The 26451-nt window shown below is 34.8% G+C and carries 23 protein-coding genes; 17 read left to right on the top strand and 6 right to left on the bottom strand.

Features of this window, described 5'->3' with window-relative positions; genetic code table 11:
* Positions 1-39 precede the first annotated feature (39 nt).
* From map to apaG, 5 genes are all read left to right on the top strand, one after another.
* Positions 40-858, top strand: a complete 819-nt coding sequence (gene map / locus FJOH_RS09130; protein ID WP_012023838.1) for a type I methionyl aminopeptidase — start codon at positions 40-42, stop codon at positions 856-858.
* 21 nt (positions 859-879) lie between these two features.
* On the top strand, positions 880-1653 hold the full coding sequence (locus tag FJOH_RS09125; RefSeq protein WP_012023837.1) for a class I SAM-dependent methyltransferase: 774 nt from the start codon (positions 880-882) through the stop codon (positions 1651-1653).
* Between the two features lie 121 nt (positions 1654-1774).
* Positions 1775-4675 carry a DEAD/DEAH box helicase gene (locus tag FJOH_RS09120; RefSeq protein WP_012023836.1) on the top strand — a complete coding sequence of 967 codons (2901 nt, stop codon included), beginning with the start codon at positions 1775-1777 and terminating at the stop codon, positions 4673-4675.
* A gap of 78 nt (positions 4676-4753) precedes the next feature.
* Positions 4754-6013, top strand: a complete 1260-nt coding sequence (locus tag FJOH_RS09115) for a type IX secretion system plug protein (RefSeq protein WP_012023835.1) — start codon at positions 4754-4756, stop codon at positions 6011-6013.
* A gap of 77 nt (positions 6014-6090) precedes the next feature.
* Positions 6091-6477 (top strand): Co2+/Mg2+ efflux protein ApaG, encoded by a 387-nt coding sequence (gene apaG, locus FJOH_RS09110; RefSeq protein ID WP_012023834.1) that lies wholly within the window; start codon positions 6091-6093, stop codon positions 6475-6477.
* Position 6478: 1 nt separating this feature from the next.
* On the opposite strand, the gene pdeM is transcribed toward apaG, so the two are convergent.
* The 4 genes from pdeM to FJOH_RS09090 form a co-directional block, all read right to left on the bottom strand.
* Positions 6479-7111 carry a ligase-associated DNA damage response endonuclease PdeM gene (pdeM, locus tag FJOH_RS09105; protein ID WP_012023833.1) on the bottom strand — a complete coding sequence of 211 codons (633 nt, stop codon included), beginning with the start codon at positions 7109-7111 and terminating at the stop codon, positions 6479-6481.
* Between the two features lie 6 nt (positions 7112-7117).
* Positions 7118-9577, bottom strand: coding sequence for a ligase-associated DNA damage response DEXH box helicase (locus FJOH_RS09100; RefSeq protein WP_012023832.1), 2460 nt, complete (start codon positions 9575-9577; stop codon positions 7118-7120).
* A gap of 166 nt (positions 9578-9743) precedes the next feature.
* Positions 9744-11345 carry an ATP-dependent DNA ligase gene (locus tag FJOH_RS09095; RefSeq protein ID WP_012023831.1) on the bottom strand — a complete coding sequence of 534 codons (1602 nt, stop codon included), beginning with the start codon at positions 11343-11345 and terminating at the stop codon, positions 9744-9746.
* A 182-nt stretch (positions 11346-11527) separates the two neighbouring features.
* On the bottom strand, positions 11528-12583 hold the full coding sequence (locus FJOH_RS09090) for a ligase-associated DNA damage response exonuclease (RefSeq protein WP_012023830.1): 1056 nt from the start codon (positions 12581-12583) through the stop codon (positions 11528-11530).
* A gap of 191 nt (positions 12584-12774) precedes the next feature.
* On the opposite strand from FJOH_RS09090, the gene pruA reads away from it, so the two are divergent.
* The 4 genes from pruA (at position 12775) to FJOH_RS09070 (ending at position 16206) form a co-directional block, all read left to right on the top strand.
* Entirely contained in the window at positions 12775-14400 is a 1626-nt protein-coding gene (gene pruA / locus FJOH_RS09085; RefSeq protein WP_012023829.1) for an L-glutamate gamma-semialdehyde dehydrogenase, read from the top strand.
* Between the two features lie 252 nt (positions 14401-14652).
* Positions 14653-15384: a hypothetical protein gene (locus FJOH_RS09080; protein WP_012023828.1), complete on the top strand. Its 732-nt coding sequence runs from the start codon at positions 14653-14655 to the stop codon at positions 15382-15384.
* Between the two features lie 2 nt (positions 15385-15386).
* Positions 15387-15872, top strand: coding sequence for a hypothetical protein (locus FJOH_RS09075; RefSeq protein ID WP_012023827.1), 486 nt, complete (start codon positions 15387-15389; stop codon positions 15870-15872).
* 37 nt (positions 15873-15909) lie between these two features.
* Complete coding sequence (locus FJOH_RS09070; RefSeq protein WP_012023826.1) at positions 15910-16206, top strand: hypothetical protein; 297 nt, start codon at positions 15910-15912, stop codon at positions 16204-16206.
* Between the two features lie 107 nt (positions 16207-16313).
* Here the strand turns inward: FJOH_RS09070 and rsmG are convergent, their stop codons facing one another.
* Positions 16314-16943 carry a 16S rRNA (guanine(527)-N(7))-methyltransferase RsmG gene (gene rsmG, locus FJOH_RS09065; protein ID WP_012023825.1) on the bottom strand — a complete coding sequence of 210 codons (630 nt, stop codon included), beginning with the start codon at positions 16941-16943 and terminating at the stop codon, positions 16314-16316.
* A 107-nt stretch (positions 16944-17050) separates the two neighbouring features.
* On the opposite strand from rsmG, the gene FJOH_RS09060 reads away from it, so the two are divergent.
* The 5 genes from FJOH_RS09060 (at position 17051) to FJOH_RS09040 (ending at position 22964) form a co-directional block, all read left to right on the top strand.
* Positions 17051-18148 (top strand): fatty acid desaturase family protein, encoded by a 1098-nt coding sequence (locus FJOH_RS09060; protein WP_012023824.1) that lies wholly within the window; start codon positions 17051-17053, stop codon positions 18146-18148.
* 73 nt (positions 18149-18221) lie between these two features.
* Positions 18222-19412 (top strand): pyridoxal phosphate-dependent aminotransferase, encoded by a 1191-nt coding sequence (locus FJOH_RS09055; RefSeq protein ID WP_012023823.1) that lies wholly within the window; start codon positions 18222-18224, stop codon positions 19410-19412.
* A gap of 360 nt (positions 19413-19772) precedes the next feature.
* Complete coding sequence (locus FJOH_RS09050) at positions 19773-20228, top strand: ferritin-like domain-containing protein (RefSeq protein WP_012023822.1); 456 nt, start codon at positions 19773-19775, stop codon at positions 20226-20228.
* A gap of 125 nt (positions 20229-20353) precedes the next feature.
* The gene (locus FJOH_RS09045; protein WP_012023821.1) at positions 20354-20950 is read left to right on the top strand and encodes a hypothetical protein; all 597 of its coding nucleotides are present in this window, start codon (positions 20354-20356) and stop codon (positions 20948-20950) included.
* A gap of 145 nt (positions 20951-21095) precedes the next feature.
* Complete coding sequence (locus FJOH_RS09040) at positions 21096-22964, top strand: peptidase U32 family protein (protein ID WP_012023820.1); 1869 nt, start codon at positions 21096-21098, stop codon at positions 22962-22964.
* A 40-nt stretch (positions 22965-23004) separates the two neighbouring features.
* On the opposite strand, the gene FJOH_RS26940 is transcribed toward FJOH_RS09040, so the two are convergent.
* Positions 23005-23790, bottom strand: coding sequence for a hypothetical protein (locus tag FJOH_RS26940; RefSeq protein WP_012023819.1), 786 nt, complete (start codon positions 23788-23790; stop codon positions 23005-23007).
* Between the two features lie 593 nt (positions 23791-24383).
* Here FJOH_RS26940 and purT point away from each other — a divergent pair.
* The 3 genes from purT to FJOH_RS09020 are packed head-to-tail and all read left to right on the top strand — an operon-like array spanning position 24384 to position 26443.
* Entirely contained in the window at positions 24384-25541 is a 1158-nt protein-coding gene (gene purT, locus FJOH_RS09030; protein WP_012023818.1) for a formate-dependent phosphoribosylglycinamide formyltransferase, read from the top strand.
* A 6-nt stretch (positions 25542-25547) separates the two neighbouring features.
* Positions 25548-25868, top strand: coding sequence for a DUF6370 family protein (locus tag FJOH_RS09025; protein WP_012023817.1), 321 nt, complete (start codon positions 25548-25550; stop codon positions 25866-25868).
* Positions 25868-26443 (top strand): Crp/Fnr family transcriptional regulator, encoded by a 576-nt coding sequence (locus FJOH_RS09020; RefSeq protein WP_012023816.1) that lies wholly within the window; start codon positions 25868-25870, stop codon positions 26441-26443. The genes FJOH_RS09025 and FJOH_RS09020 overlap by 1 nt, the downstream gene beginning before the upstream one ends.
* Positions 26444-26451: the final 8 nt, after the last annotated feature.

Below are 26451 nucleotides of genomic sequence, written 5' to 3'. Positions count from 1 at the left end.
ATAAAAATTGTACTTTTGCCAACTGAAAATCTGAAAAATATGATCATCCAAAAAACCAGAGAAGAAATCGAATTAATGCGCGAAAGTGCTTTGATCGTATCTAAAACATTAGGAATGATTGCTTCTGAAATTAAAGAAGGAGTTACTACATTATATCTAGATAAATTAGCCGAAGAATTCATTCGTGATCACGGTGCAGTTCCTAGTTTCTTAGGATTGTATGGTTTCCCGAATTCACTTTGTATGAGCCCAAACTCTCAGGTTGTACACGGAATTCCGAATAATACACCTTTACAAAGCGGAGATGTAATTTCTGTAGACTGCGGTGCGTTCAAAAATGGATATCACGGAGATCATGCTTATAGTTTCGAAATTGGAGAAGTTGCTCCTGAAGTTAAAAAACTTTTACAGGTAACTAAAGAATCTCTATACGTTGGAATCAGAGAATTTAAAGCAGGAAACCGCGTTGAAGATGTTGGAAATGCGATTCAAAAATATACTGAAGCACACGGTTACGGAGTAGTTCGTGAATTAGTTGGTCACGGTGTTGGTCAAAAAATGCATGAAGAACCAGAAATGCCAAACTACGGAAAACGCGGACGTGGCAAACTTTTCGTTGAAGGAATGGTTGTGGCAATTGAACCAATGATTAATCTTGGAACAAGAAACATTAAACAACATAAAGACGGCTGGACGATTACAACTGCAGACGGAAAAGCAAGCGCACATTTCGAACACGATGTGGCTTTAATCGATGGTAAACCAGAGTTATTATCGACTTTCCAATACATCTACAAAGCTTTAGGAATTGAAAGCAATGAAGAAGACGAATTCAGACAAGTTCCATTAGTACTATAATACAATCCCGAATCTAAACCTGTGAAAAAACTTTTTAAATTAGTTTTAAATACTATCCCGCGTCCATTATTAATTCGTTTGAGTTATGTGGCGCGCCCAATTTTAGCTTTCTCATTAAGGGGAGATAAATTTACAGATCCTATCGATGGCAGAAGCTTTAAATCGTTTTTACCTTACGGATACGGAAAACAGCGTAATAATGTACTTTCGCCAAGTACACTTTCTTTAGAAAGACACCGTTTGCTTTGGCTGTATTTAAACGATCAGACTGATTTTTTTACAGCACCGAAAAAAGTACTTCATTTTGCACCGGAACAAGCTTTTTATAAAAGATTCCGCAAGCAGAAAAATCTTGATTACACTACAACAGATTTACTTTCGCCTTTGGCTGATGTAAAAGCTGATATCTGTAACCTGCCTTTTAAAGACAACGAATATGATGTAATTTTATGTAATCACGTTTTAGAACATATTCCTGATGATACAAAAGCAATGCAGGAATTATACCGTGTTTTAAAACCTGGCGGAATGGCTATTCTTCAAATCCCGCAGGATTTAAACCGTGAAGTTACTTTCGCAGACGATTCAATTACAGATCAAAAAGAGCGTGCTAAAATCTTCGGACAGTACGATCACGTTCGTGTTTATGGGCGCGATTATTTCGACAAATTAAGAAGTATTGGATTTATTGTAATTGAAGAAGATTACACTAACAAAATTGCACCAGAATTAGTAGAAAAGTACTGTTTAGCAAAAGGAGAAATTATTCCGCTTTGCTTTAAACAGGAAAACTAATTTTCACCATATAAGTGATATAAGTTCATTTAAAAAGAGTTTTCAAAATAGCAATAATTTGAAAACTCTTTGTTTTTTCAGCCCATTCCCTAAAACTATAAGCCAACCAAATCTTTAAACCTTGGAACCTACAAAACCATTTCAATTTTGCTTTGACATCAGTTTAGAAAAAAACCTCAATACTTATATTCCAACTGCCTACATTGTTGAGAATACAGAAGAAATCAAATATCTGGACAAAAAAGCAAGTCCCGGCGTAATGCAGAGTTTCGGGATTATTTTTGAAGATTTAGATTCAAATACAAAAAAAATACTAACGGCCTGTGATTCTTTGAAACCTGAATTTATCTTCAAAAAATTCAGTGCCAAAATCAAATCGGCTAAAACCATTGCTGATCTGCAAAAAGATTCTAAAATTGAATTTGCCATCCGCCAGCATTTAAAATTCCATTTAAGCTCATTTTACGATTTAATTGTAAAAGAGCAATTTCCTTTGTCTTTAAATCTTGGACCGGAAAAAGATTTTTATCGTTCAAAAGTAAGTATCGAACCGCTGTATTTTGAACCGCAGATTCAGTTTGACAAACATGCAGAAGGTATCACTTATACCCTTTCGCTAAAAGAAAATGAAAAAGCTTTTCTGCCAATGGACAGCAATGCAGATATTCTTTTAGACGAACCGGGCTGGTTAATTATCAATAAAAAATTAGGACAGCTTAAAGAACTGAACGCTAAAAAACTGATGCCTTTTTTAAAGAAAAAATCAATTGAAATTCCATCTAAACTAGTAGATGATTATTTCAAAAGTTTTATTCCGGAAATTGCAAAGAAAATCGATATTGACGCCAATGGTTTTGAAATCGAACTTCGCGACAAATTAGTTTCCTGCACGATTCAGCCCGTTTATGATTTCTTTAAAAACTGTTATTACCTCAACCTTTATTTTGATTATAACGGTTATTCATTTGATGCGGGCAAAACAAAAAAAACACATTCGTTTGTAGATTTCAGTGTTGCCAATGAACCTAAAATTATTCAGTTTAAACGAAATGCAGACGAAAATATATATGTCGACAAATTAACCGAAATTGGTTTAGTAAAAATCAAAAATGAATTATTTGGTCTGAATTCTGAAGCTGAAACTTCTGATCCTTATATCAATATCCAATTGATTATTGATAATAAAGAAAAGCTGGAAAGTTTAGGTTTTGATATTCAGAATTTAAAGCTGGAAAGCAAAGAAATCATTACAGAAAGCCATACTATTTCGGCTTCAAAAGACACAAATGGAGATTGGTTTGATATTAAAATAATTATTACGGTTGGATCATATAAGATCAATTTCAGCGAAATTATTCCGAATATAAAAAGCAAGGAAAGGCTTTTTCCTCTGCCAGACGGAAACTACTTTTTAATTCCGCTGGAATGGTTCAGCAAATACGGTTCGCTGGCAAAACTGGCAAAAATAGAAAGCGGTACTTTGCTTTTACGAAAAAGCAATTTTACAGCTCTGGATGCCATTCCAGAAATCAAGGACGACGTAACGTATAAGGCAGAATATATTGCTTCTGATTTATTAAAAGCTACTTTAAGACCGTATCAAATTGACGGAGTAAAATGGCTTTTAGGACATTTTAATTCCAATTTAGGTGCGTGTCTGGCTGATGATATGGGACTTGGAAAAACATTGCAGACTTTGGCTGTTTTGGTTGCCGTTCAGGAACAACTGGGATTCACGAAGAAAACAACCAATTTTGATTTGTTTGCAAACGAAACCACGATCGAAAGAGAACCGCTTAAAGCTTTGATTGTTTTGCCTTCTTCATTAGTTTTTAACTGGTTTAACGAAGCCGGGAAATTTACACCGCATTTTTCGAGAATGCAGTATGTGGGCAACGACAGAAAACAATTAGCAAGCAGATTGGCCTCTACTGATTTAATTTTTACAAGTTACAGCATTGTTCATCGTGATATTTCGGTTTTAGAGAAATACGATTTTCGTTATTTGATTCTGGATGAAAGCCAATACATCAAAAATAAAAATTCAAAGATTTTTAAAGCCATAAACAAAATAAGTACGGGGCATAAAATTGCGTTGAGCGGTACGCCAATCGAAAATTCGCTTGACGATTTATGGTCGCAGATGCAGTTTATAAATCCGGATATTCTGGGCAGTTATAATTTTTTTGTTGATAATTTTAAAAACCCAATTGAGAAAAAACAAAATGAAGATGTTTTATCTGAATTGAAAAATCTTGTTCAGCCTTATATTTTAAGACGAACCAAAGAACAGGTTTTAAAGGACTTACCAGAATTATCAGAGCAGATTTACTATTGCGACATGGATCCTGACCAGGAAAAATTATACGAACAGGAAAAATCAAAAGCTCGAAATTTCCTTTTAAAAACCGATGGTTCAGGTCCTGATAAAATCAGTATTATTAACACGCTGATGAAGTTACGACAATTGAGTAACCACCCAAAAATGGTAGATCAGGAATCTGAAATTGATTCAGGAAAATATATTGCGGTTACCAATTATCTGGAAAATTTAGTAAAAGCAAAACAAAAAGTAATTATTTTCAGTTCGTTTGTTACCAACCTGAATTTTTATACTGATTGGTGCAAGGAAAATAAAATAACGTATTGTGAAATTACAGGTGAAACTCCGGCCGCCAAAAGAGAACAGCAGGTAAAACTGTTTCAGGAAAAAGAAGAACCTTTATTGTTTTTTATTTCGCTGAAAGCGGGAGGCGTTGGTTTAAATATTACAAAAGCATCTTATGTTTTATTTTTAGATCCGTGGTGGAATCCTTTTGCTGAAAAACAAGGAGTTGGAAGGGCGCACCGAATTGGTCAGTTAAATAAAGTAAACGTTGTCCGCTTTATTTCTAAAAATACTGTAGAAGAAAAAATCATCAAACTGCAGGAAAACAAAAAGCTTTTATCTGATTCACTTTTAGAAGAAAGTTATATCAATGATGAGATCGAAGCTAATTTAGAATACATTTTGAATTCTTAATAAATTACGCAATCTAATAAATGGCATCTTAATACGTTTAATAAAATTCTTATATTTACAATCTTACAACGTAATAAGATGCCAAAATTTTTATATCAAAGCCTAATTGCGCTTTTAATTTTTACTTCGGCGAAAGCCCAGGAAATACAAACTGAAGTAGTTCCTCCATATAATATTAAAACCGTAACTTTTGTTCAGAATGGTAATAATGTCGTTCCGATATTTGAACTGAATTCTACATTTGAATTTCAGTTTGATGATTTGTTTGGAAATGAAGCCAATTATTATTTCGAAATCACACATTGCGATTACAACTGGAAACCAAGCGATATTCCAAAAACGGATTATTTAAGAGGTTTTGACGGCCAGAGAATTATGGATTATTCTAATTCTTTTAATACACTTCAGGTTTATTCACATTACCGACTTCCGTTTCCAAATCAGTTTACAACACAAATCAGATTATCCGGAAATTATATTTTGAAGATTTTAAATGAAGATAAAGAAGTGGTTTTGTCCCGAAAATTTATTGTGTATGAAGAACATTGTACAGTTGGCGCACAGGTAAAAAGAACCCGAAACCTCAGCAATATCAACTATAAGCAAAATCTTGATTTTACGATTGCCTCAAATGATATTACGTTTCAGACTCCAACTCAAAACGTAAAAGTTCTTTTGCTGCAAAACGGAAATTTTAATACCGCGATTAAAAATATTCCACCGCAATATACAATTGGAAACCAGCTGGTTTATAAATATGATGCTGAAACCCAGTTTTGGGGCGGTAATGAATTTTTATATTTTGAAAATAAAGACATTCGCGCAGCAAATAATAACGTAGGCCGAATTGGCTCTAACAATGATATTTACAATGCTTATTTATATACAAATGCTGCAAGAGGAAATCAGATTTATACCAATTATCAGGATGTAAACGGAAATTTTGTTGTAAAAAATATAAACGGGGCAGACAACAGCATCGAGGCAGATTATGCCTGGGTTTATTTTACACTTTCGGCACCTGCTTTTAGAATGAACAAAGACATTTATATTACTGGAATTTTCAATAATTACAGTCTTTCGCCAGAATACAAAATGGATTATAATACTGATAAAGCAGTGTTTGAAAAAGCAGTAATGATCAAACAGGGTTTTACTAATTATCAATATACAGTTGCTGATAAAAAAGGAAATATTGATTTGGAAAATGCCATAGACGGAAATTTTTATCAAACAGAAAATGAATACACTATTTTGGTTTATTACAAAGAAAGTATAGATCGTTATCAAAGAGTTATTGGAAAAGGCAATGCAAACTCTATAAATATCGTTAATTAAAACATTGTTAAGGTTTTAGGTTTCATAGTTTTTTTTCGTAGCTTTGTACCTATAACACACAGATTTACTAGGTTAGTATGGTTTCTCAAATTACACGAGGCATAAAAATATCGGTTTTAACTAGTTTTGAAGGAACTTACTTCAAGAACTATAAGATTCACTTTGCTTTTAGTTACGTAGTTACAATCGAAAATCACAGTAAAGATTCCGTTCAGTTAACTTCCCGCCACTGGGAAATTTTCGACTCGTTAAACGATTTAGATATTGTTGACGGCGAAGGTGTGATTGGTAAAAAACCGGTTTTAAAACCAGGTGAAAACCACACTTACAGCTCTGGTTGTTTACTATCATCTCCTTATGGTGCCATGAAAGGTCATTTTAATATGATCAATTTTACTACAACTAAAACATTCAAAGTAATTGTTCCTACTTTTAGAATGTGCGCTCCGTTTGCATTAAATTAATCTAACGTTTTATTTCCATTACTTCTTCTTTTGTAATGGCATAAACCTGATCGTTTTCTTCGGGGATTAAGTAAAAATTACCTGTAAATTCTCCAAAAGAAGGAAAAATCATTTGATGCGGTTTTCTAAAAAAGCATGACAAACTTAAAAATTGCCTGCCCAATCCCTTTAGTTTTATTCCGGGATGAATGTGTCCGCAAAAATTAAAAAAGTTTTCTCGTGTTGTAGGATGATGTGTCAGCAAGAAATCATCGATTATCAACTCTTCATAAATTTCAACGTTCAAATCGGCATAGTATTTTTTTGCAATAATATCGTGATTGCCTTCAATCAAAATAATCTGCTGCGAAACAGTTTTAGTCCAATCTGAAAAAAATTCCCATTCGTTATTGATTTTGCTGTGGAACAAATCTCCAAGAAAAATAATCGTCTCAGAATCGAATAAATCCAGCACTTCATTTAATCTTGTAAAATTTTCAAAAAGAGCTTTTTCGGGAATTGCCATTCCGTGTTTTCTAAAATGCGCAATTTTCCCCAAATGCAAATCAGAAATAAAAAGAATTTTCTTTTCTTCCCAAAAAGCAGCACCGGACTGATGCAAAACGAAATTTTGATTGTTGATATTTATTCTCATATTAATTTATTTCATGTAACTCGCGGTCATTTTCTTTATTCTTTCCTGCAGGGTCTCACTTGATATTTTTTCGCGTAAACGATCTGTAATTATTGGAAAACTAAACGGCGTTGGCTTTTTACATTGTTTCCAGACAATCGCCTGATTGTTTATTCTTTCCATTGCCTGAATCAAACGTCCTTCTTCTAACTGATGTTCAAAGGTTTCTGTATAAGCCTGCTGTAATAATAAATTATCGGGTTCATAATCTCTAAAAACCTCAAAAAGCAATTGCGAACCGCTTTGCAAATGTTTTGTTTTAACAGGTTTTCCGGGCATTCCCGTAAAAACCAAACCAGCAATTACGGCAATATCACGAAATTTTCGGCGCGCCATTTCGGTTGCGTTTAAACTTTTCTGCAAATCATGATGTACATATTCTGTCGTAAACAAATTATTATCAAAAACAGACTGCATATCTATTTCCTGATCAGAAAGCAATTCGAATCCGTAATCGTTATAGGCCAGTGAAAACGTAATTGGCGACAATAAACTGATTCGATACGAAATTAAACTTGCCATAGCTTCGTGAACATAACGTCCTTCAAATGGATAAAAAATAGCGTGATAACCTTCTCTTGTTTTAAACGTTTCGATTAAAAATTCATTGTTATTGGGTACAATACTTTCTTTTCTCTGCCTGTCAAAAATAGGTTTTAAAGCTTTTAATTCAGGAGTTAGATGATCTGTATTTGCCGCATATAATTCTTCCCGAAGCAGTTCACTCATCTGTGCTGATAACGTCATTCGGCCTCCCATCCAGCTTACCACTCTGGCTGTTTTTTTAGGATCAGCTTTTCGAACTAAAACCTGCATGTTTTTAATTTGAAACAATTCGAGGCGCCTTCCGGCAAAAGTAAAAACATCGCCTCTCTGTAATTTCGAAGCAAACCATTCTTCAATTGTACCAATAAAACCGCCGCTTAAAAATTTTACATTCAAAACCGCATCGCCCACAATTGTTCCCATTTGCATACGATGATGCATGGCAATAAAACGGCTGTTGATTTTATAACGCCCGTCAGCTTCAATTTCTACTTTTTTAAATTCGTCGTAAGCCTGCAAGCTCTGACTTCCGTTGGTAATGAAATTTAAAATCCAGTTCCAGTTTTCTTTGGTTATATTTTGATAACAGAAAGTTGTTTTAACTTCTTCATAAATTTCATCCGGAAAAAATCCGTCAGAAACTGCCAGTGTATTTAGATATTGAACCAAAACGTCCCAACTGTTTAAATACGGCATTCGATCTTCGACAACAGTTTGGGCAACCGCTTTTTTTAATGCCGAAGCTTCAATTAATTCCATTGCATGTGTGGCGAGAAAATAAATCATGCTTTCTTTCCCCGGCTGGTGCCCGCTTCTTCCTGCTCTCTGCAAAAATCTGGCAACACCTTTTGGTCCGCCAACCTGAATAATGGTTTCAACAGGCGCAAAATCGACACCAAGATCTAAACTCGAAGTGCAGACTACGACTTTTAATTCTTCGTTTCGAATGGCGTCCTCCACCCACAAACGGGTTTCTCTGCTTATGCTTCCGTGATGCATCGCCATTTCTCCTGCAAATTCCGGATATTTTTCTAAAATGGCCTGAAACCAAATTTCGCAGGCCGAACGTACATTGGTAAAAATTAAAGTCGTTTTGCTCTTTCGGATTATCTTCGCAACCTCATCAATCAAATGCAAACCCATGTGTCCGCGCCACGGATAAGTTTCCATTTTCTCAGGCAGAATTGATTCTATCTTAATCTTTTTATTGATATGTGCTTTTATCAAAACTGAATTTTTATAGGCTTCCGTATCATGCCCTAATAAAACTTCTTGTGCTAATTCGAGATTTCCAATTGTTGCCGAAATTCCCCAGATTCGCATTTTTGGTGTAATTGTTTTTAATCTCGAAAGTGCCAATTCCATTTGAACGCCTCGTTTGGTTCCCATTAATTCGTGCCATTCATCAACTATTATTGCACCGCAGTTGGCAAACGTTTTTTCATATTGTTTTGAAGCCAAAAGAAGCTGTAAACTTTCGGGCGTTGTAATTAAAAGATCGGGCATTTTGTTTTTCTGTCTGGCTCTTTCGCTTTGCGAAGTATCTCCTGAACGAATTCCTACGGTTAACGGCAGATCTAAATCGGTAATAATTCGTTCTGCTGCTTGTTTTATTTCTACAGATAGCGCCCGCAAAGGCGTAATCCAAATGGCTTTTAATCCGGCTTTGTGCTTGGTTTTATAATCGGGATTTTTTTTTATGTAATCGAGAACTACAGGAAACCACAAGGCATAGGTTTTTCCGCTTCCGGTTGGAGCGTTTAATAAACCGTTTTTTCCCTGCAGAAAAGCAGTCCAGGTTTGCGTCTGGAATGGAAAAGATTTCCAACCCTGACTTTTAAACCAGTTTTCGGCCAATACATATAATTCGTCCCTATTCATTCATGATATAATTAATTTTAACACATAGAAACATAGCTTTTAGAAACGCATAAAGGCATTTCATTTGCATTAACAAACATAGCTATGAGTAGAAACTTGTTTCTTTTAAATTCTTTTTACACACATTTTAACCTATGTTTCTATGTGTTTAAAAATTGTACCGTATTTACGAAATCATATCTTTTAGATCTTCAATAGAATTGGCTTCTTCTATTTTTTTATCCTGACGCCATCTTAGAATTCTTGGAAAACGGGTAGCTATGCCGCTTTTATGTCTTTTCGAAAGTGAAATTCCTTCAAAACCAATTTCAAAAACCAGTTTTGGTGTTACGCTTCGAACCGGACCAAATCGTTCTAAAGTATTCTTTTTTATAAAATCATCTACTTTTCTGAATTCTGCATCGGTTAAACCAGAATAGGCTTTTGCAAAAGTGACTAGTTCTTTTTCTCCATTTTCATTATTCTGCCAAAGCGCAAAAGTGTAATCAGTAAATAAATTCGAGCGTCGGCCGTGTCCGCGCATAGCGTAAGTTAAAACGGCATCAATTACCAGAGGTTCTATTTTCCATTTCCACCAATCGCCTTTTTTTCTTCCCACCTGATATGGCGACTTGTTTCGTTTTAACATCAAACCTTCGCTTTTCATTTCGCGGGCTCGTTCTCTTTCTTTCGCAACATCTTCCCATGAAGTTAAGGAAACTCTTTCTGAAAGTCGAAATGATCTTGTTAAGTCTTTAATCTCGTTGTATAAATCTTCTAATAATTTTCTTCTTTCTATATACGGTAAATTTCGAATGTCTTTTCCTTCCCATTCTAAAATATCATACGCTTTTAGAATTACGGGAACTTTTTCCAGCAGATTTGCCGATATGGTTTTACGCCCAATTCTCGCTTGTAAATCATTAAAAGTTCCGATTTCATTTCCGGGAAAAGCTAAAATCTCTGCATCGATTACGGTCCCGTTTGGAATAAGTCCTACAAAGGATTTAAACTCAGGATATTTATCGGTAACCAGCTCCTCGCCTCTTGACCAAACATAAATTTCGTCATCGCGGATAATAGTTTGCGATCGGATTCCGTCCCATTTGTGTTCAATGGACCAATCTTCTGGATTTCCTAAATCTTCGATATCGCCTTCAATTGGATACGCGAGATAAAATGGATATGGTTTTGATAAATAATCGGAACTTTTTTCATCCAAAATCAATTCCTGAAACGTAATTGTATTGGGATTCCAATTTCCCATTAATTTATAAGCCAGCGCATCTTCATCTACATTTTCTGCTTTTGATAAAGCTCGTGTCATTAATTTTTGGCTTACGCCGATTCTGAAGCTTCCAGTAATTAGTTTGGTAAAAACGAAACGTTCGTAATAATTTAAAGCCATCCAGTTTGCGTGCAGATATTCTTTTTTCTCTGGATCGGTTTTCTTTTTTAAGGCAATGATTTCCTGTAGAAATTCGGTTAAACTTTTATCGGAATGTTCTTTGGTTGTTGGAATTATCAAAGCAATAGTTTCGGCCAGATCGCCTACAATATGGTAACTTTCTTCAAAAAGCCATAACGGAATATTCGCCAGTTCATTTGCCCAAAGACGCAATAATGTTGTATTGACAGGTCTTGCCGGACGACGATGCGAAAGAATAGCAATAGTCCATACTTTATCTTCCGGCGATGCATTTTTAAAATACGTCGTCAGCGCATCGACTTTTACGTTCGTTTTATTAGAACTGTCGAGTGTTTTTATAAGTTGGGCGAAATTTTTCATTTACATTTCTTTTAAACCGCATAATTTATTTAACACATAGAAACATAGCTTCTCTTTGCTATTAAAGGCGTTTCACTTTGTTTAAATTCACATAGCTATGTGTGAAAACTGGTTTTCTTTTTTCAACCTTTTTTATCGGATTTTAAACCTATGTGTCTATGTGTTAATTTTTTTTCCAATGATTACTTTTCAGAAATAACCGAAGTTTCATTTTGATCTATTTCTGCTTCATTATCCTCTTTTTCCATCTCGGCAGTTTCGCCTTCGTATTGTGTTTTTTCAGTTCTGGCATCGTAACCTAATTCCCTTAAGTATTTGGCAAAAATATCGGTATAACCGTGCGTACAGATTACGCGTTCTGCGCCTGTTGCTTTCACACTTTCTAATAGAGAATGCCAGTCGCAGTGATCACTTAAAACGAAACCTTTGTCAATAGCACGTCGGCGTCTTGCACCGCGAAAAGCCATCCATCCGCTTGCTGAACCGGTTACAAAAGGTGTCATTTTTCTAATCCAGATGCTTCCGTGTGCGCTTGGAGGAGCGAGAACAATATTTCCTAAAAGCGCTTCTCTTTTGGTTTCTCTGGTAATTAATTCAGTTGGAGGAAAATAAACCATTGGGCGTAAAACATTTGTCATATTTTCGATGGCGCCGTGCGTGTATATTTTTCCAATATCAGTATCTAAATATTTTAAAAGTCTTTGTGCTTTTCCTAAAGAATATCCAAACAAAATTGAAGTTCTGCCTTCTGCTTTATTTTCTGCCCACCAATTATTGATTTCCGAAATAACTTCTGCCTGCGGTGTCCAGTTAAAAGCAGGTAATCCGAAAGTGCATTCGGTTATAAAAGTGTCGCATTTTACGACTTCATACGGCGTTGAAATTCCGTCGTCTTCTGTTTTATAATCTCCGGTAAAAACCCAGACTTCGCCTTTGTGTTCTACTCTAATCTGTGAACTTCCAATAATATGTCCGGCAGGATGAAGTGAAAATTTTACATTATTGATAACAAAGGTTTCTCCCCATTCTTTTCCGGTTACATTTATTTCGCCCAAACGATGGCGTATTATGGGAATGTTGGTATGATGCGTAATGTAATTTTGATGTCCCCAGCGTGCGTGATCAGAATGTCCGTGCGTAATTATGGCGTTCTTTACAGGACGCCACGGATCAAGATAAACATCAGCCTGCTGGCAGTAAATACCTTTATCATTAAAAGCTAAAAGTGGTATTTTCATATTGGTGTATTTAAAAAATTCTTTTAGAAGTACCTCAAATTTAAACCTTTATAAAAAATTATATTTTACAACTTCGTCTAATTAGTTTATTAAATTACAACTTTTTAATATTGTATTGTGATATAATCAAATTATCATTTGTACTTTTGTAAAAAATTAAACAATTCGTAAATTTTAAAATAATTTATCCCATGTTAAAAGGATTCTTTCATGTACCAAAAGCGGTAAACGAGCCTGTAAAGAGCTACGCACCGAACTCACCAGAAAAAGCAGCTGTTCAGGCAGCTTACACTACAATGTGGAACTCTCAAATTGATGTTCCGTTATATATTGGAAGTGAAGAAATCAAAACTGGAAACACAAAAAATATTACAGCTCCTCATGATCACAAACACGTAGTTGGAAAGTATCATTTAGCTGAAAAACAACATATTGAAAAAGCAATTGCCAATGCTCTTGAAGCAAGACAAAAATGGGCAAATATGGCATGGGAACAGCGTGCTGCTATTTTCTTAAAAGCTGCTGAACTTATCGCTGGTCCATACAGAGCTCGTATTAACGCTGCTACAATGATTGGACAGTCTAAAAATATTCACCAGGCAGAAATCGATTCTTCTTGCGAGTTAATCGACTTTTTGCGTTACAATGTTGAGTTTATGACTCAAATCTACAACGATCAGCCAAAATCAGATTCTACTGTTTGGAACCGTGTAGAATACAGACCGCTTGAAGGTTTTGTTTACGCTATTACTCCTTTTAACTTTACTGCTATCGCTGCTAATCTTCCTGCAAGTGCTGCTATGATGGGTAACGTTGTGGTTTGGAAACCAAGTGACAGTCAGGTATTTTCTGCAAAAATTATTATTGATGTTTTCAAAGAAGCGGGAGTTCCAGACGGAGTTATCAACGTAGTTTTTGGAGATGCTTTAATGATTACAGATACTGTATTGGCAAGCCGTGATTTTGCTGGTATTCACTTTACAGGATCTACTCACGTATTTAAAGATATCTGGTCTAAAATTGGAGCAAATATCCACAACTATAAAACATACCCAAGAATCGTTGGAGAAACTGGTGGTAAAGATTTTATCATTGCTCACCCAAGCGCAAACGTAAAACAAGTTGCTACAGGTATTACTCGCGGTGCTTTTGAATACCAAGGTCAAAAATGTTCTGCAGCTTCTAGAGCTTATATTCCTCAAAGTTTATGGCCGGCTGTAAAAGAGCAGTTAATTGCTGATGTAAAATCTATGAAAATGGGTTCTCCGGAAGATTTCGGAAACTTTATTACAGCAGTTATCCACGAAGGTTCTTTTGATAAATTAGCCAGCTATATCGATCAGGCTAAAAAAGATGCTGATGCTGAAATCATTGTTGGAGGAAACTACGATAAATCTGTTGGATACTTTATTGAGCCAACGGTTATTGTAACTACAAACCCTAAATATACTACAATGGAAACTGAGTTATTTGGACCAGTTATCACTATTTATGTTTACGAAGATGCAAAATGGGAAGAAACTTTAGAATTAGTTGATACTACTTCTGAGTACGCTTTAACAGGAGCTGTTTTCAGCCAGGATCGTTATGCTGTTGAAGTGGCTACAACAAAATTACAAAACGCTGCTGGTAACTTCTACATTAATGACAAACCAACCGGAGCAGTTGTAGGTATGCAGCCATTTGGTGGAGCAAGAGCTTCTGGAACTAATGACAAAGCAGGTTCTGCATTGAACTTATTGCGTTGGGCTTCTCCAAGAACTATTAAAGAAACTTTTGTAACTCCAGAAGATTACAGATATCCGTTTTTAGGATAATCTAATTTTAGAGTTCATTTAATATTAAAAAAGCCGGAAATTCAATTGAATTTCCGGCTTTTTTTGATTCTATAAATTAACCATTCTTTCTATTCATTAAAATTGTAATACTTTTCCTATATATTTAATTATCAGTACAATGCACTTCAAAAAAGTCTTATTTTGATACTTTTAAAACTTTTACGTCCACAATAAGAAAAAGCATGCCTCTAAATTTGCATCAAAATAAATCATAACAAAAAAATTAGAGTCATGAGAAACTTAAATAACGTTCCAAAAATAATTTCAGAATCAAAAAGCATTGGTAACGCTATTGATTTTAAATGGACAAAAAAGAAAATAAATCAGCTGCTTGATCCATTAGAAGGAAATGAAGAACTGGAAAATATTTTATTACAAATTAATCATAAAGGATCCGTTGGCTTAACTGCTGCACTTTTAGAATGGGTATACTGGCGTTTTACAGGGTATTCCCATTCAGTTAATGATACTCAAAAACGTATTGAAGCACTTTGGTGTTCTATAAATAATCGTGAGCAGACCAATCCTTTACTTTTTGACACAGATCTTAAAGTATCGGCTTCTGGTTCAGTAAATGGTGCTTTATGGATTGCATTAATGAATGTGCGTATGATTGATGTTCGATACAGAAAAGGTTCCTACTTTTTACAACATGAACTTGTTGGATTAGTATTATTAGCACGCCATATCACCCCGAAAAAGAAAAAATTTGATAATTGGTTTAATCAAGTAATAACTGAATTGGTGCATTCACATCCTTGTCCTTATAGAAATGATGAATTAGATGAAACAGACGAAGCTGTTTATGATTCTTCACATGAACCTGTGATCTGCCGAGAATTTTTCTTTGATTCTGAATTCAAATACAGTGTTGAAGCATCTGAAAATGCAATTCATAATTTTATTGACAACTTAGATATAAAAGCAAATCCTTTTTTAAATTTTTCAAGAAAGGCTTCTTAAATATGATAATAGTTAAAAACACTAAATGTCAATCCTGTCATCAAACTTTTGAGTTGTCTAACAAACAGATAAATCTGGTAACAGATTTATTAAATAGAGGTCAAAAGTTTATTATGATTGAGTGTTCTCTTTGTGGACTTGCAACTAACTATCAACAAGAAAATGATGACATCCAAAATTCAGCCATAGAAGTCGACTCATACACATATCGTTGTCCTGTTAGTCATTGTACAGGCTGGGTAGAGTTAATTGAGGACAGCACTTCTAGTTTCTTTGGGTGTGGAGAATGTGGCAGTGTTTGGTATGAAGAGCAAAACTTTCAAAAAGAAATTACGCAAATTGTCTCTTTATGCAATTATAGAGCAAAATGCTATGAAATGGCGGAAAATAAATGGATACCAGCATCACTAGAAAATGAAGACAAAAATTATAAAACTTTAGTTGAATCAGAGCCTTTTGATAAAAAGAAAAGCTTTATTAGGGACTAACTAAAAAACAATTTAATAAAAACCAAAAATAAAATTTATGCCCGCATTATCAGAATATTCAAATGTTCACAATACCGTTTTTAATATTATTACAAACAAAGGTTACAAACTTTGGTATAATAAAGAAACTGAAATGTATTGTGCTGAGAAAAATGGATGGGACTTTATGGCCGATACGCCTTGTTCATTACTAGGAATCATATTAATATATGAGTATAAAAACCCTAAGTCATATCAAGAGTATTGGTGGAAAGACGAAGGCTCACTATCTGAAAAGAATCTTAGTACACAAGCTCCAAGTTATACATCTGTAGTAGAAAAAAAGCTTTTATGACAAATGGGCTCGCAGAGATAAAATTAACAGAAACAAATAGTTTACAATAATTACAATTAATTCAAAAAAAACCGGAAAGAATTTCTTTCCGTTTTTTTTATATCAAACTAAGGTTTAAACTTTAAAGGAAGATGAACCACTTTTTTAGTTTCAAAAAATTCATCTTCAAATATCTCTGATAAATCATATAAGGTTGCAGCAGGAAAATCTTTTAGTTCTTCAGACAAATCGCCACCTTTAAGATAAAGAATCCCATTTTTTAGTTTATGCTTGTGCTGCTTTTTAATTTTATCTTTTATCCAAGAAACAAAATCAGGCATATTAGTTACGGCACGGCTCACAATAAAATCGAAATCACCTTTTACCAATTCGGCACGTTTTTGTTCTGCTTTTACATTTTTTAATTCTAATGCATCTACAACGCCCTGAACCACTTTTATTTTTTTAGCAATAACATCAATCAAATAAAAACGAGTTTCTGGAAAAAGAATCGCTAACGGAATTCCAGGAAAACCTCCTCCTGTTCCAACATCCAGAACTGTTGTTCCAGGTTCGAATTTCATAACTTTAGCAATTCCTAAAGAATGTAAAATGTGTTTTGTATATAATGAATCAATGTCTTTGCGTGAAATAACATTGATTTTTTCATTCCAATTGTGGTATAAAAAGTCTAATTTTTGAAATTGTTCGATTTGAAGATCGGTCAAATTGGGAAAATATTTCAATATCTCATCCATTGCTGTAAATTTTTAACAAAAGTACTACTTTACGATTGAAATATTTAACTCAATTTTGCAAATTGAGAATTTATAATAATTACCTTTGAAACCTATTTAAAACAATTATGAATAACACGGCTCCAACTTTTGCAAGGCAAGACAATCTGAAGTTTTTCAGAACACTTAATTCTCGGGTAAACAATTACTTCAAGGAGAATAATATTCAGAAAACCGGAAATTGGAAATTACATTTAAAAGCTGTTATTCTGTTTGCAGTTTTTCTAACTCCTTATTTCTTAATCCTTACGCTTAATATGCCTTTTTGGTTAATGTTGCTGCTTTCTATTATTATGGGAGTTGGAATGGCAGGTGTAGGAATGAATGTAATGCACGACGGAAATCACGGTTCTTACTCTAATAAAAGCTGGATCAACAAATTCATGGGCGGAACAATTTATGTTCTGGCTGGAAATGTTTACAACTGGCAGGTACAGCATAATGTGCTTCATCATACTTATACTAATATTCCTGGGCATGACGAAGATCTGGATGCCGGAAGAATTATTCGTTTTACAGAGCATGCAGAATGGCATCGTTTTCACCGTTTCCAGCATTATTATTCTGTTTTCTTATATGGGTTACTAACTTTTAATTGGGCTTTAACTACTGATTTTAAGCAAATGCGTAATTACCTTAAAAGAAAACTTTCTTATGGTGAACCAAAAAGTCCTAAAATTTTATGGACAACCCTTATTATCACTAAAATGATTTATGTGTCAATCTGGATTGTTTTACCAATTTTAATTGGAATTACCTGGTGGAAAGTTCTTCTTGGCTTTTTCCTAATGCACTATACAGCAGGTTTAATTTTAAGCATTGTGTTTCAGCTGGCGCATGTTGTAGATCATACTACAAATCCAACTCCAAATGATTTAGGCGAAATGGATAATACCTGGGCTATTCACCAATTGTATACTACAACTAATTTTGCTCCAAAAAACGCAATCGTAAATTGGTATACAGGCGGATTAAACCATCAAATCGAACATCATATTTTTCCAAATATCAGTCACATTCATTATGGCAAAATTGCAAAAATTGTAAAAGAAACCGCAAAGGAATGCAACTTACCGTATTATGAATACAAAACAATGAGAAGCGCCGTTGCTGCTCACTTCAAACATTTACGTGACTTAGGAATGAAACCTGAATTAGCAGTTTAGAAACTAAAAAAAATCTATTAATAATTAACCTTCCTTAATCACACAGCAAATTAAGGACTTCAAAATTTTTATAATGAACCATATTCTTTCGGACAGAATCAACAACCTTGCGACTTCACAAACATTGGCAATGGCCGCTTTGGCAAGAGAATTAAAAGCACAAGGAAAAGACATTATCAGTTTAAGTTTAGGTGAACCAGATTTCAATACACCAGACTTTATTAAAGAAGCTGCTAAAAAAGCAATCGACGATAATTATAGTACATATTCTCCAGTTGATGGATATCAGGATTTAAAAGAAGCTATCTGCAGAAAATTCAAAAGAGACAATGATTTAGAATACAAACCATCTCAAATTGTAGTTTCTACAGGTGCAAAACAATCTTTATACAACATTGCACAAGTAATGTTAAACGATGGTGACGAGGTAATTTTACCAGCACCTTACTGGGTTTCTTATTTCGAAATCGTAAAACTTTCTGGAGGAGTTCCGGTTGAAGTTCCAACTTCTGTAGAAACAGATTTTAAAATTACCCCAGAACAATTAGAAGCTGCAATCACACCAAAAACAAAAATGATGTGGTTCTCTTCTCCATGTAATCCTTCAGGATCTGTTTACAGCAGAGAAGAATTAACAGCATTGGCAAAAGTTTTAGAAAAACACCCAAATATTTACGTAGTTGCAGATGAAATTTATGAGCATATCAATTTCTCAGGAACTTTCTGCAGTATCGGTTCTATCCCAGGAATGTTAGAAAAAACAATCACTGTAAATGGAGTTGCAAAAGCATTTGCAATGACAGGATACAGAATTGGATATATTGGAGCTCCAGAATTTATCGCAAAAGCGTGTACAAAAATTCAAGGGCAAGTAACATCTGGTGCAAACTCTGTTGCACAACGCGCTACAATTACAGCTGTAGATGCTGATCCAAGCGTATTAAACGAAATGGTTCAGGCTTTCCACGGACGTAGAGATTTAGTAGTTGGATTATTAAAAGAAATTCCGGGAGTAAAAATCAACGTTCCAGAAGGTGCATTTTACGTATTCCCAGACGTTTCTTCTTTCTTCGGAAAAACTTTAAAAGGACACGAAATTAAAGATGCAAACGATGTTTCTATGTATCTTTTAGCTGAGGCAAACGTGGCAACAGTAACAGGAGATGCTTTTGGAAATCCAAACTGTATTCGTTTCTCTTATGCAACAAGCAACGATATTTTAAAAGAAGCTTTACGCAGAATCAAAGAAGCTTTGACTGCATAACAATATTCTAAATTTTACTAAAACGGCTTAAGGTTCAAAAGTTTCATCACTTTTATACTTTAAGCTGTTTTTTTATGCATTTAATTTGGGCGTGTCCCTTCGGGTCGGGCTTTCGGCTATATCTTTTATTCCGCTCCGCTTCATAAAAGGATACCGCCTCAATCCCTCACGCAAACCGTAAAACGAGAACATTCATTTTCAAAAGAAAAAAAATCTCCTAGATCTGCTAAATCTGCGTGAAACAAAAAAATTACAAAATTCCCATTCTACAATATTATAAAACCTTGAATATAATCTTGTAAAACATAACACTTTATAAATTGTCAACTTTGTAATGTATTAATTTAAAAACTATTAGTCATGATACATACAGATGAAACCACACAAGAAGCTGTTAAAACTTTAGAAGGATTAATCTCAATTCTCGAAGATGGAAAACTAGGATATACAAATGCTGCAGAACATGTAGAAAATCCGGCAATGAAAACCGATTTTCTGGAATATGCCAGAGAAAGAGCTTTATATATTGTAGAATTACAAGACGAAATCAACAAACTAGGGAAATCAACAGATAATTCAGGCGGAGGTCCGCTTGGAGCTTTACACCGTACATGGATTGATATTAAATCAGCTTTTACAGGCGGTGACACAGAAGCCATTATAAATGCTTGTATTACGGGTGAAGAAGCCGCAATCGAAAAATATAAAAAGGCACTTGAAGAAAACCATTTAGAACATGATCAAGTATATATCGTTTCAAAACAACTAAACGGTATCCAGAATACTTTATCACAAATTAAAATGAGAGCAAATTAATCGATTGGTTCATGCTTTTTTTTGAAAACTGCCCGGTCTTCGGATTGGGCGGTTTTTTTATTTTTTATTGTCGCTGAAAAATAAAATCTTATTTTCGTCTCAACCAATTCTAACTAGCAGACTACATGAAATTAACTTTACGCAATTTTCTCATTTACACAATCCTTACCGTTTTATTTTCCTTTATTTCAAAAGCTCAACCAAGAGTTGGCAAATCAATAAATGCTTCTATAGGTTTTGCTTCCAGCAGTTCGTATTATATTGAAGATTATGGAAGTCAGGACCAATTAGATGTTATGGGCAGCGGACTATATGTACAAGCCGAATATGCCTGGGGAATAACTTCTTGGTTTGGCATAAAACCTTATGCTGCTACAATTTCTACAAAAATTGATGGGGAACAATTTTATCTCGACCAGCCAAGATACAAAGTAACAACTCGTGCTTTGTTAGTTGGAGGAAAAGCTCGTATCTGCGCCCCAATTCCGTGGGTTGCGCCTTTTATTGAAGGCGGCATTGGCGCTTCATTTGGAAAATTTCAAACTTTTACACCAGCCGTTAATTACAATAAAAATACTGTTTTAATGCATATTCCCATCAGTTTTGGATTAGCAGTTGGCAGAAAAAACAATTTTGAACTTGCATTTTCAGGTTATTTTCATCCAGCTGCAAAACAATCAACAGGAGTATTTTCTGCAGGATATAATTTTCCAATTGATTAATTATATCAAATAATTTCATTTATCTTCATTCCATATTAAGTTAACAAACTCAAAAAAATCGCTTCATCATTAGCAAACTCAAATAATTTATAAGACCTTTGCAGACTTTTTTTCGGGAATACCACAAAAGTCTAAAGTTTTAGAAATGAAGAAGAAAATCGAAATATTAGCTCCTGCTAGAGATTTAATTGGAGGAATGGCAGCCATAAATAGTGGTGCAGATGCTGTATATATTGGTGCACCGCAATTTGGAGCACGCTCTAATGCCAACAACTCTATTGAAGATGTTGCCGAACTGGTAAAATATGCTCACTTATTTAACGCACAAGTTTTTGTGGTTATCAATACCATTTTGTATGATAACGAATTAGAAACTTGCCGCGCTATGATTTGGGAATTGTACGATATTGGTGTCGATGCATTGATCATTCAGGATATGGCGATTATGGAAATGGACCTGCCTCCTATCGTACTTCACGCCAGTACACAAGCCAATAACCGTGATGCTGATAAAATTAAATTCCTTAAAGATGCAGGAATTAAACGTGTCGTTTTAGCACGTGAATTGAACTTACATCAAATTAAAACAATATACGATCACGCTGATGTTGAACTAGAGTTTTTCGTAACTGGAGCATTATGTGTTTCTTTCAGCGGAAACTGCTATATGAGTGTGGCCAACGGAGAACGCAGTGCCAATCGTGGTTCATGCGCACAAAACTGCCGCTTACCTTATAACCTAATCGACGGAAACGGAGATACTTTAATCAGAAACAGTCACTTACTTTCGATTAAAGATTTAGATGTTTCAGATCAAATTCCGAATTTGATTGAGGCTGGAATTGTTTCTTTTAAAATCGAAGGAAGATTAAAAGACGTTGCTTACGTTAAAAATAACGTTTCTTATTTACGTCAAAAATTAGACAGCTATTTAGAAGGAAGCGATAAATATATCAAAGCCTCTTCAGGAAAATGCACGTATACTTTTGATTCTACTTTAAGCAGAACTTTCAACCGTGGTTATACGGATTATTTCGTAAACGAAAGACACAGTTCTATTGGTTCTTGGGAAAGCCCAAAATCAAAAGGACAATATATCGGTAAATTAATTAGAACTGTTGGAAACGCTTACGAAATCGAAAATGGCGAATTATTAAACAACGGTGACGGACTTTGCTTTATCAACGAAAATAATGAAGCCGACGGAATCTACGTAAACAAAGCCGAAAACGGAAAAGTATACCCAAACGTTTTAAAAGAAATCAAAGACGGAACTTTCATCTATAGAAATAACGATGCTGCTTTCATCAAAATTGTGGAGAGAGAAGACAGTGCCATCCGTAAAATCGGAACTACTTTATTGCTTACTGAAAATGAAAACGGTTTTGAATTAATCGCTACCGACGAAGACGGAAACGTAAGTACAGTAAAATTAGACCATCCGAAAGAAAAAACAAAAACTGGCGAATCGATCGAAGAAAACATTAAAGTTCAATTGGCAAAAACAGGTTTTACACCTTACAGCGCCGATGAAATCAATGTAATGTTCTCTGAAAACTGGTTCCTTCCTATTTCAAAAATCAATGAAATGAGAAGAAATGTTTTCGAACAATTATCAGAAATTCGTTTGGCAAATTATGTTCGTGAAGAACACCAATTGGTAAAAACGTCACATCCTTACCCAGAAACCAAACTGGATTTCATGTACAACGTTTCGAACAAAACCGCTCGTAAATTCTACGAACGCCACGGTGTAACCGAAATCGAAAAAGCATTCGAATTACAATGGGATCCAGGAAAATCTCGTGTAATGACAACCAAATACTGCATCAAATACGAGTTGAAAAAATGTCCGATACACCAAAAAGACATCGTAGGTGTTAAGGTAAAAGAACCATTGGTTTTAAAACAGGGAGAATTAGAATACAAACTAAAATTCAACTGCAAACCCTGCGAAATGGAAATCTGGGAAAAAGATGCCGAATTCGAAATTGAAGAAGATCATTTTCATTAATATAAAAAAAGCGATACCTAATTAAGTATCGCTTTTTTGTTTATTTCTTCTTCGTAGTTTTTGCTTTTGAATCAGGCGGTGTAATCTTTATTTTGGTTGCCTTTAATGCTGATTTTGATTCTGCTTTTTTCTCTCGTTTTACATTATATAAATCTACGACCTTTTCAATGTCATCATATTTATACTCTTTATCTTCAATTTTTTTAGCAATTTCAGGATTATCGCTAAAATAATAAACTCCATATTCCTTAAAAAAAGCATTATAACCGGCAGAAAGAGCGTTTGAACTCACAGAAACCAGCACAGGATAATCTTCATTACTTCTTTTTAAGTAATGATTTATTTCTTTAGAAACAACCTGCATTTTCTTTACTTTAATCTTTTCTTTCGTTTTTTCATCCTCAACCTTCACTTCTTTTATTCCGTATTCTTCACCACCTAAATATAAAGAAGCCTTACCTGTAATAATTTTACAAATCCAGTTTTCATCAATAACCTTAAATTCTGTTCCCTTCTTTTTATACACCTTTGTTTTTGTTCTTACAAAAGTATAAGACAATTTTTTATTGTCGTCTAAAATCTGAATAGAATCTATATCACTGCTGGCGTACTTTTCATTCTCCTCGCCAACTTTTATTTTTACTTTTTTATCGGCAAGCCCAGGAAAGTTAACTATTCCGCTGACTTTTTGTTTATCTTTTTTAAAAATTACAGCATTAGCTTTTTGTTCTCCCATTCCAAAATTAAATGTAATTCCGGCTGATTGTGAATGTACGAATGATGTAATGCATAAAGCACTCATTATTAAAATAAAATTTATTCTCATCTTATGATTATTATTTGTTTTGCGGGCAAATATAGAAATATACTAATGCCTACATCAAAATTCCTGAATTAATTTAACCTGAATTTTCTACAGATATCTGTAGGCATTATTCATAAATAAAAATATATAAATTTGGGCGTGCCCCTCCGGGTCGGGCTATCCGTTACAAGTCCTCGCACTTCCTTCGTCAGGCTGCGGGCTTTCCACTTCTATCCCTCACGCGAACGTATTCATAAGAACGTTTACATTTATAATTTCATTTCAAACTTCTCACAATCTTGTCATTTCGAGGAACGAGAAATCACACTAGAAACTCCACAATCAAAATCGCCAATCTTTGTCGAATCCCGAGTGTGATTTCTCGTTCCTCGAAATGACAAACTGTGTGGTTACTATTTCTAAAACGTAAGTTGGTTATTAAATTAAATCTGCCGAATCTCCAAAATCTGCGTGAAAAATTCTTTGCGAGCTTTTTTTATCTTAAAAACAAAAACTTAGTGTTCTTTGCGCTCCCGATAGCTATCGGGATTGCGAACTTTGCGGTTAAAACCTTTTTCCCTACTTTTACTACTCAAACATTACAACACTCCAAAATGAAAATATTACTCCTAGGTTCAGGCGAATTAGGCAAAGAATTTGTCATTGCCGCACAACGAATCGGACAAACCATAATTGCAGTTGACAGTTACGAAAACGCACCAGCCATGCAGGTTGCACACGGTTTTGAAGTCATCAATATGCTTGACGGCGAAGCACTTGACCGAATTGTAGCCAAACACCAACCAGATTTTATAGTTCCCGAAATAGAAGCCATTCGCACCGAACGTTTTTACGATTACGAAAAACAAGGAATCACCGTTGTTCCTTCAGCGAAAGCGGCAAACTTTACCATGAATCGTAAAGCTATTCGCGATTTAGCAGCAAAAGAATTGGGATTAAGAACAGCAAAATATGAATACGCAACTTCGGCAGAAGAACTTCAAAAAGCCGTTCTAGAAATTGGAATTCCTTGCGTGGTAAAACCATTAATGTCATCCTCAGGAAAAGGACAATCGACTATCAAAACAGAAAGCGATATTGAAAAAGCATGGCAATATGCCGTTGCGGGTTCGCGTGGCGATGTTATCGAAGTAATTGTTGAAGCATTTGTAGATTTCCATTCAGAAATTACGCTTTTAACAATTACTCAAAATGACAATCCAACTTTATTCTGCGCTCCAATTGGTCACAGACAAGAAAGAGGTGATTATCAGGAAAGCTGGCAGCCAGCTTTGGTTTCAGAAAAAGATTTGTACGAAGCACAGGATATGGCCGAAAAAATTACCGAAGCGCTTGGCGGAGCTGGACTTTTTGGTGTTGAATTTTTCCTTACTAAAGAAGGCGTTTATTTCTCTGAACTTTCTCCACGTCCGCATGATACTGGCATGGTAACTTTAGCCGGAACTCAGAATTTCAACGAGTTTGAATTGCATTTAAGAGCTATTTTAAGTCTTCCAATTTTCGAAATTACTTTAGAAAAAGCCGGAGCAAGTGCCGTAATTTTAGCATCAGAAGATTCGACAAATCCAACTTTCAGCGGAATCGAAAAAGTAGCCACCTTACCAAAAACTGATTTTAGAATTTTCGGCAAACCTACTTCAAGACCTTACCGCCGAATGGGAGTTGTTTTAAGCCACGATTCACTGGCAACTCCAATTAACGAAATAACAGAACGCGCCAAAGAAACGGCAAAATTAATAACTGTAAATTAATAGAAAATGAAAAAACTTATATTCATGATTTTCCTTTTTATTGGGATTTCAACTCAGGCACAAGACAAAAAGAAATTTGATAAACCAACAATTGTAGAAGCTTCTTGCGGAGAATGCCAATTTGGTATGAAAGGCAAAAGCTGTGATTTAGCAGTTCGCATCGACGGGAAAAGCTATTTTGTTGACGGAACTACGATTCACGATCATGGTGATGCACACTCAGAAAAAGGTTTCTGTAATGCAATAAGCAAAGCTTTAGTTACAGGAGAAATTAAAGGAAACAGATTCAAAGCAACTTTATTTACTTTAATCGACGATAAAAAATAATGGCATTAATTCTCGAAAACATTGCCAAACACGTTTCTCTGACATCAGAAGAACAGGCGCTTTTTTTATCTAAACTAGAAACCCACACTTACAAAGCCAAAACGCTTTTACTAAATGCTGGTGAAGTCTGCAAACATTCCTATTTCGTAAATTCAGGTATTTTAAGAAGTTTCAACATTAACGATAATATTGTCGAACATGTACTTTCTTTCGCTTGCGAAGGCTGGTGGATGAGTGATATGTACAGTTATTTTTCGCAAAAACCGGGACAGCTTTTTATTGAAGTTCTGGAAGAAGCTGAAGTGGTTTCGTTATCTAAAGAAAATCAGGAACAATTGTATCTTGAAATTCCAAAACTGGAACGCTTTTTCAGAATTTTAATTGAAAATTCATTGGTTGCGAATCAGCAGAGATTAATGGACAACTTGAGTTTGCCTGCGGAAGAACGTTTTGAAAAATTCACAAAAAAATACGGAACATTGGTACACAAAGTTCCTCAAAAACAAATCGCTTCTTTCATTGGTGTAACACCTGAATTCTTCAGCAAAATGAAAGCAAGACTTTTGAAAAAGTAAAATTAAAC

It is taken from the genome of Flavobacterium johnsoniae UW101 (assembly GCF_000016645.1).
Taxonomy (GTDB): Bacteria; Bacteroidota; Bacteroidia; order Flavobacteriales; family Flavobacteriaceae; genus Flavobacterium; species Flavobacterium johnsoniae.
This window is presented reverse-complemented; position numbering and strand designations above follow the sequence as displayed.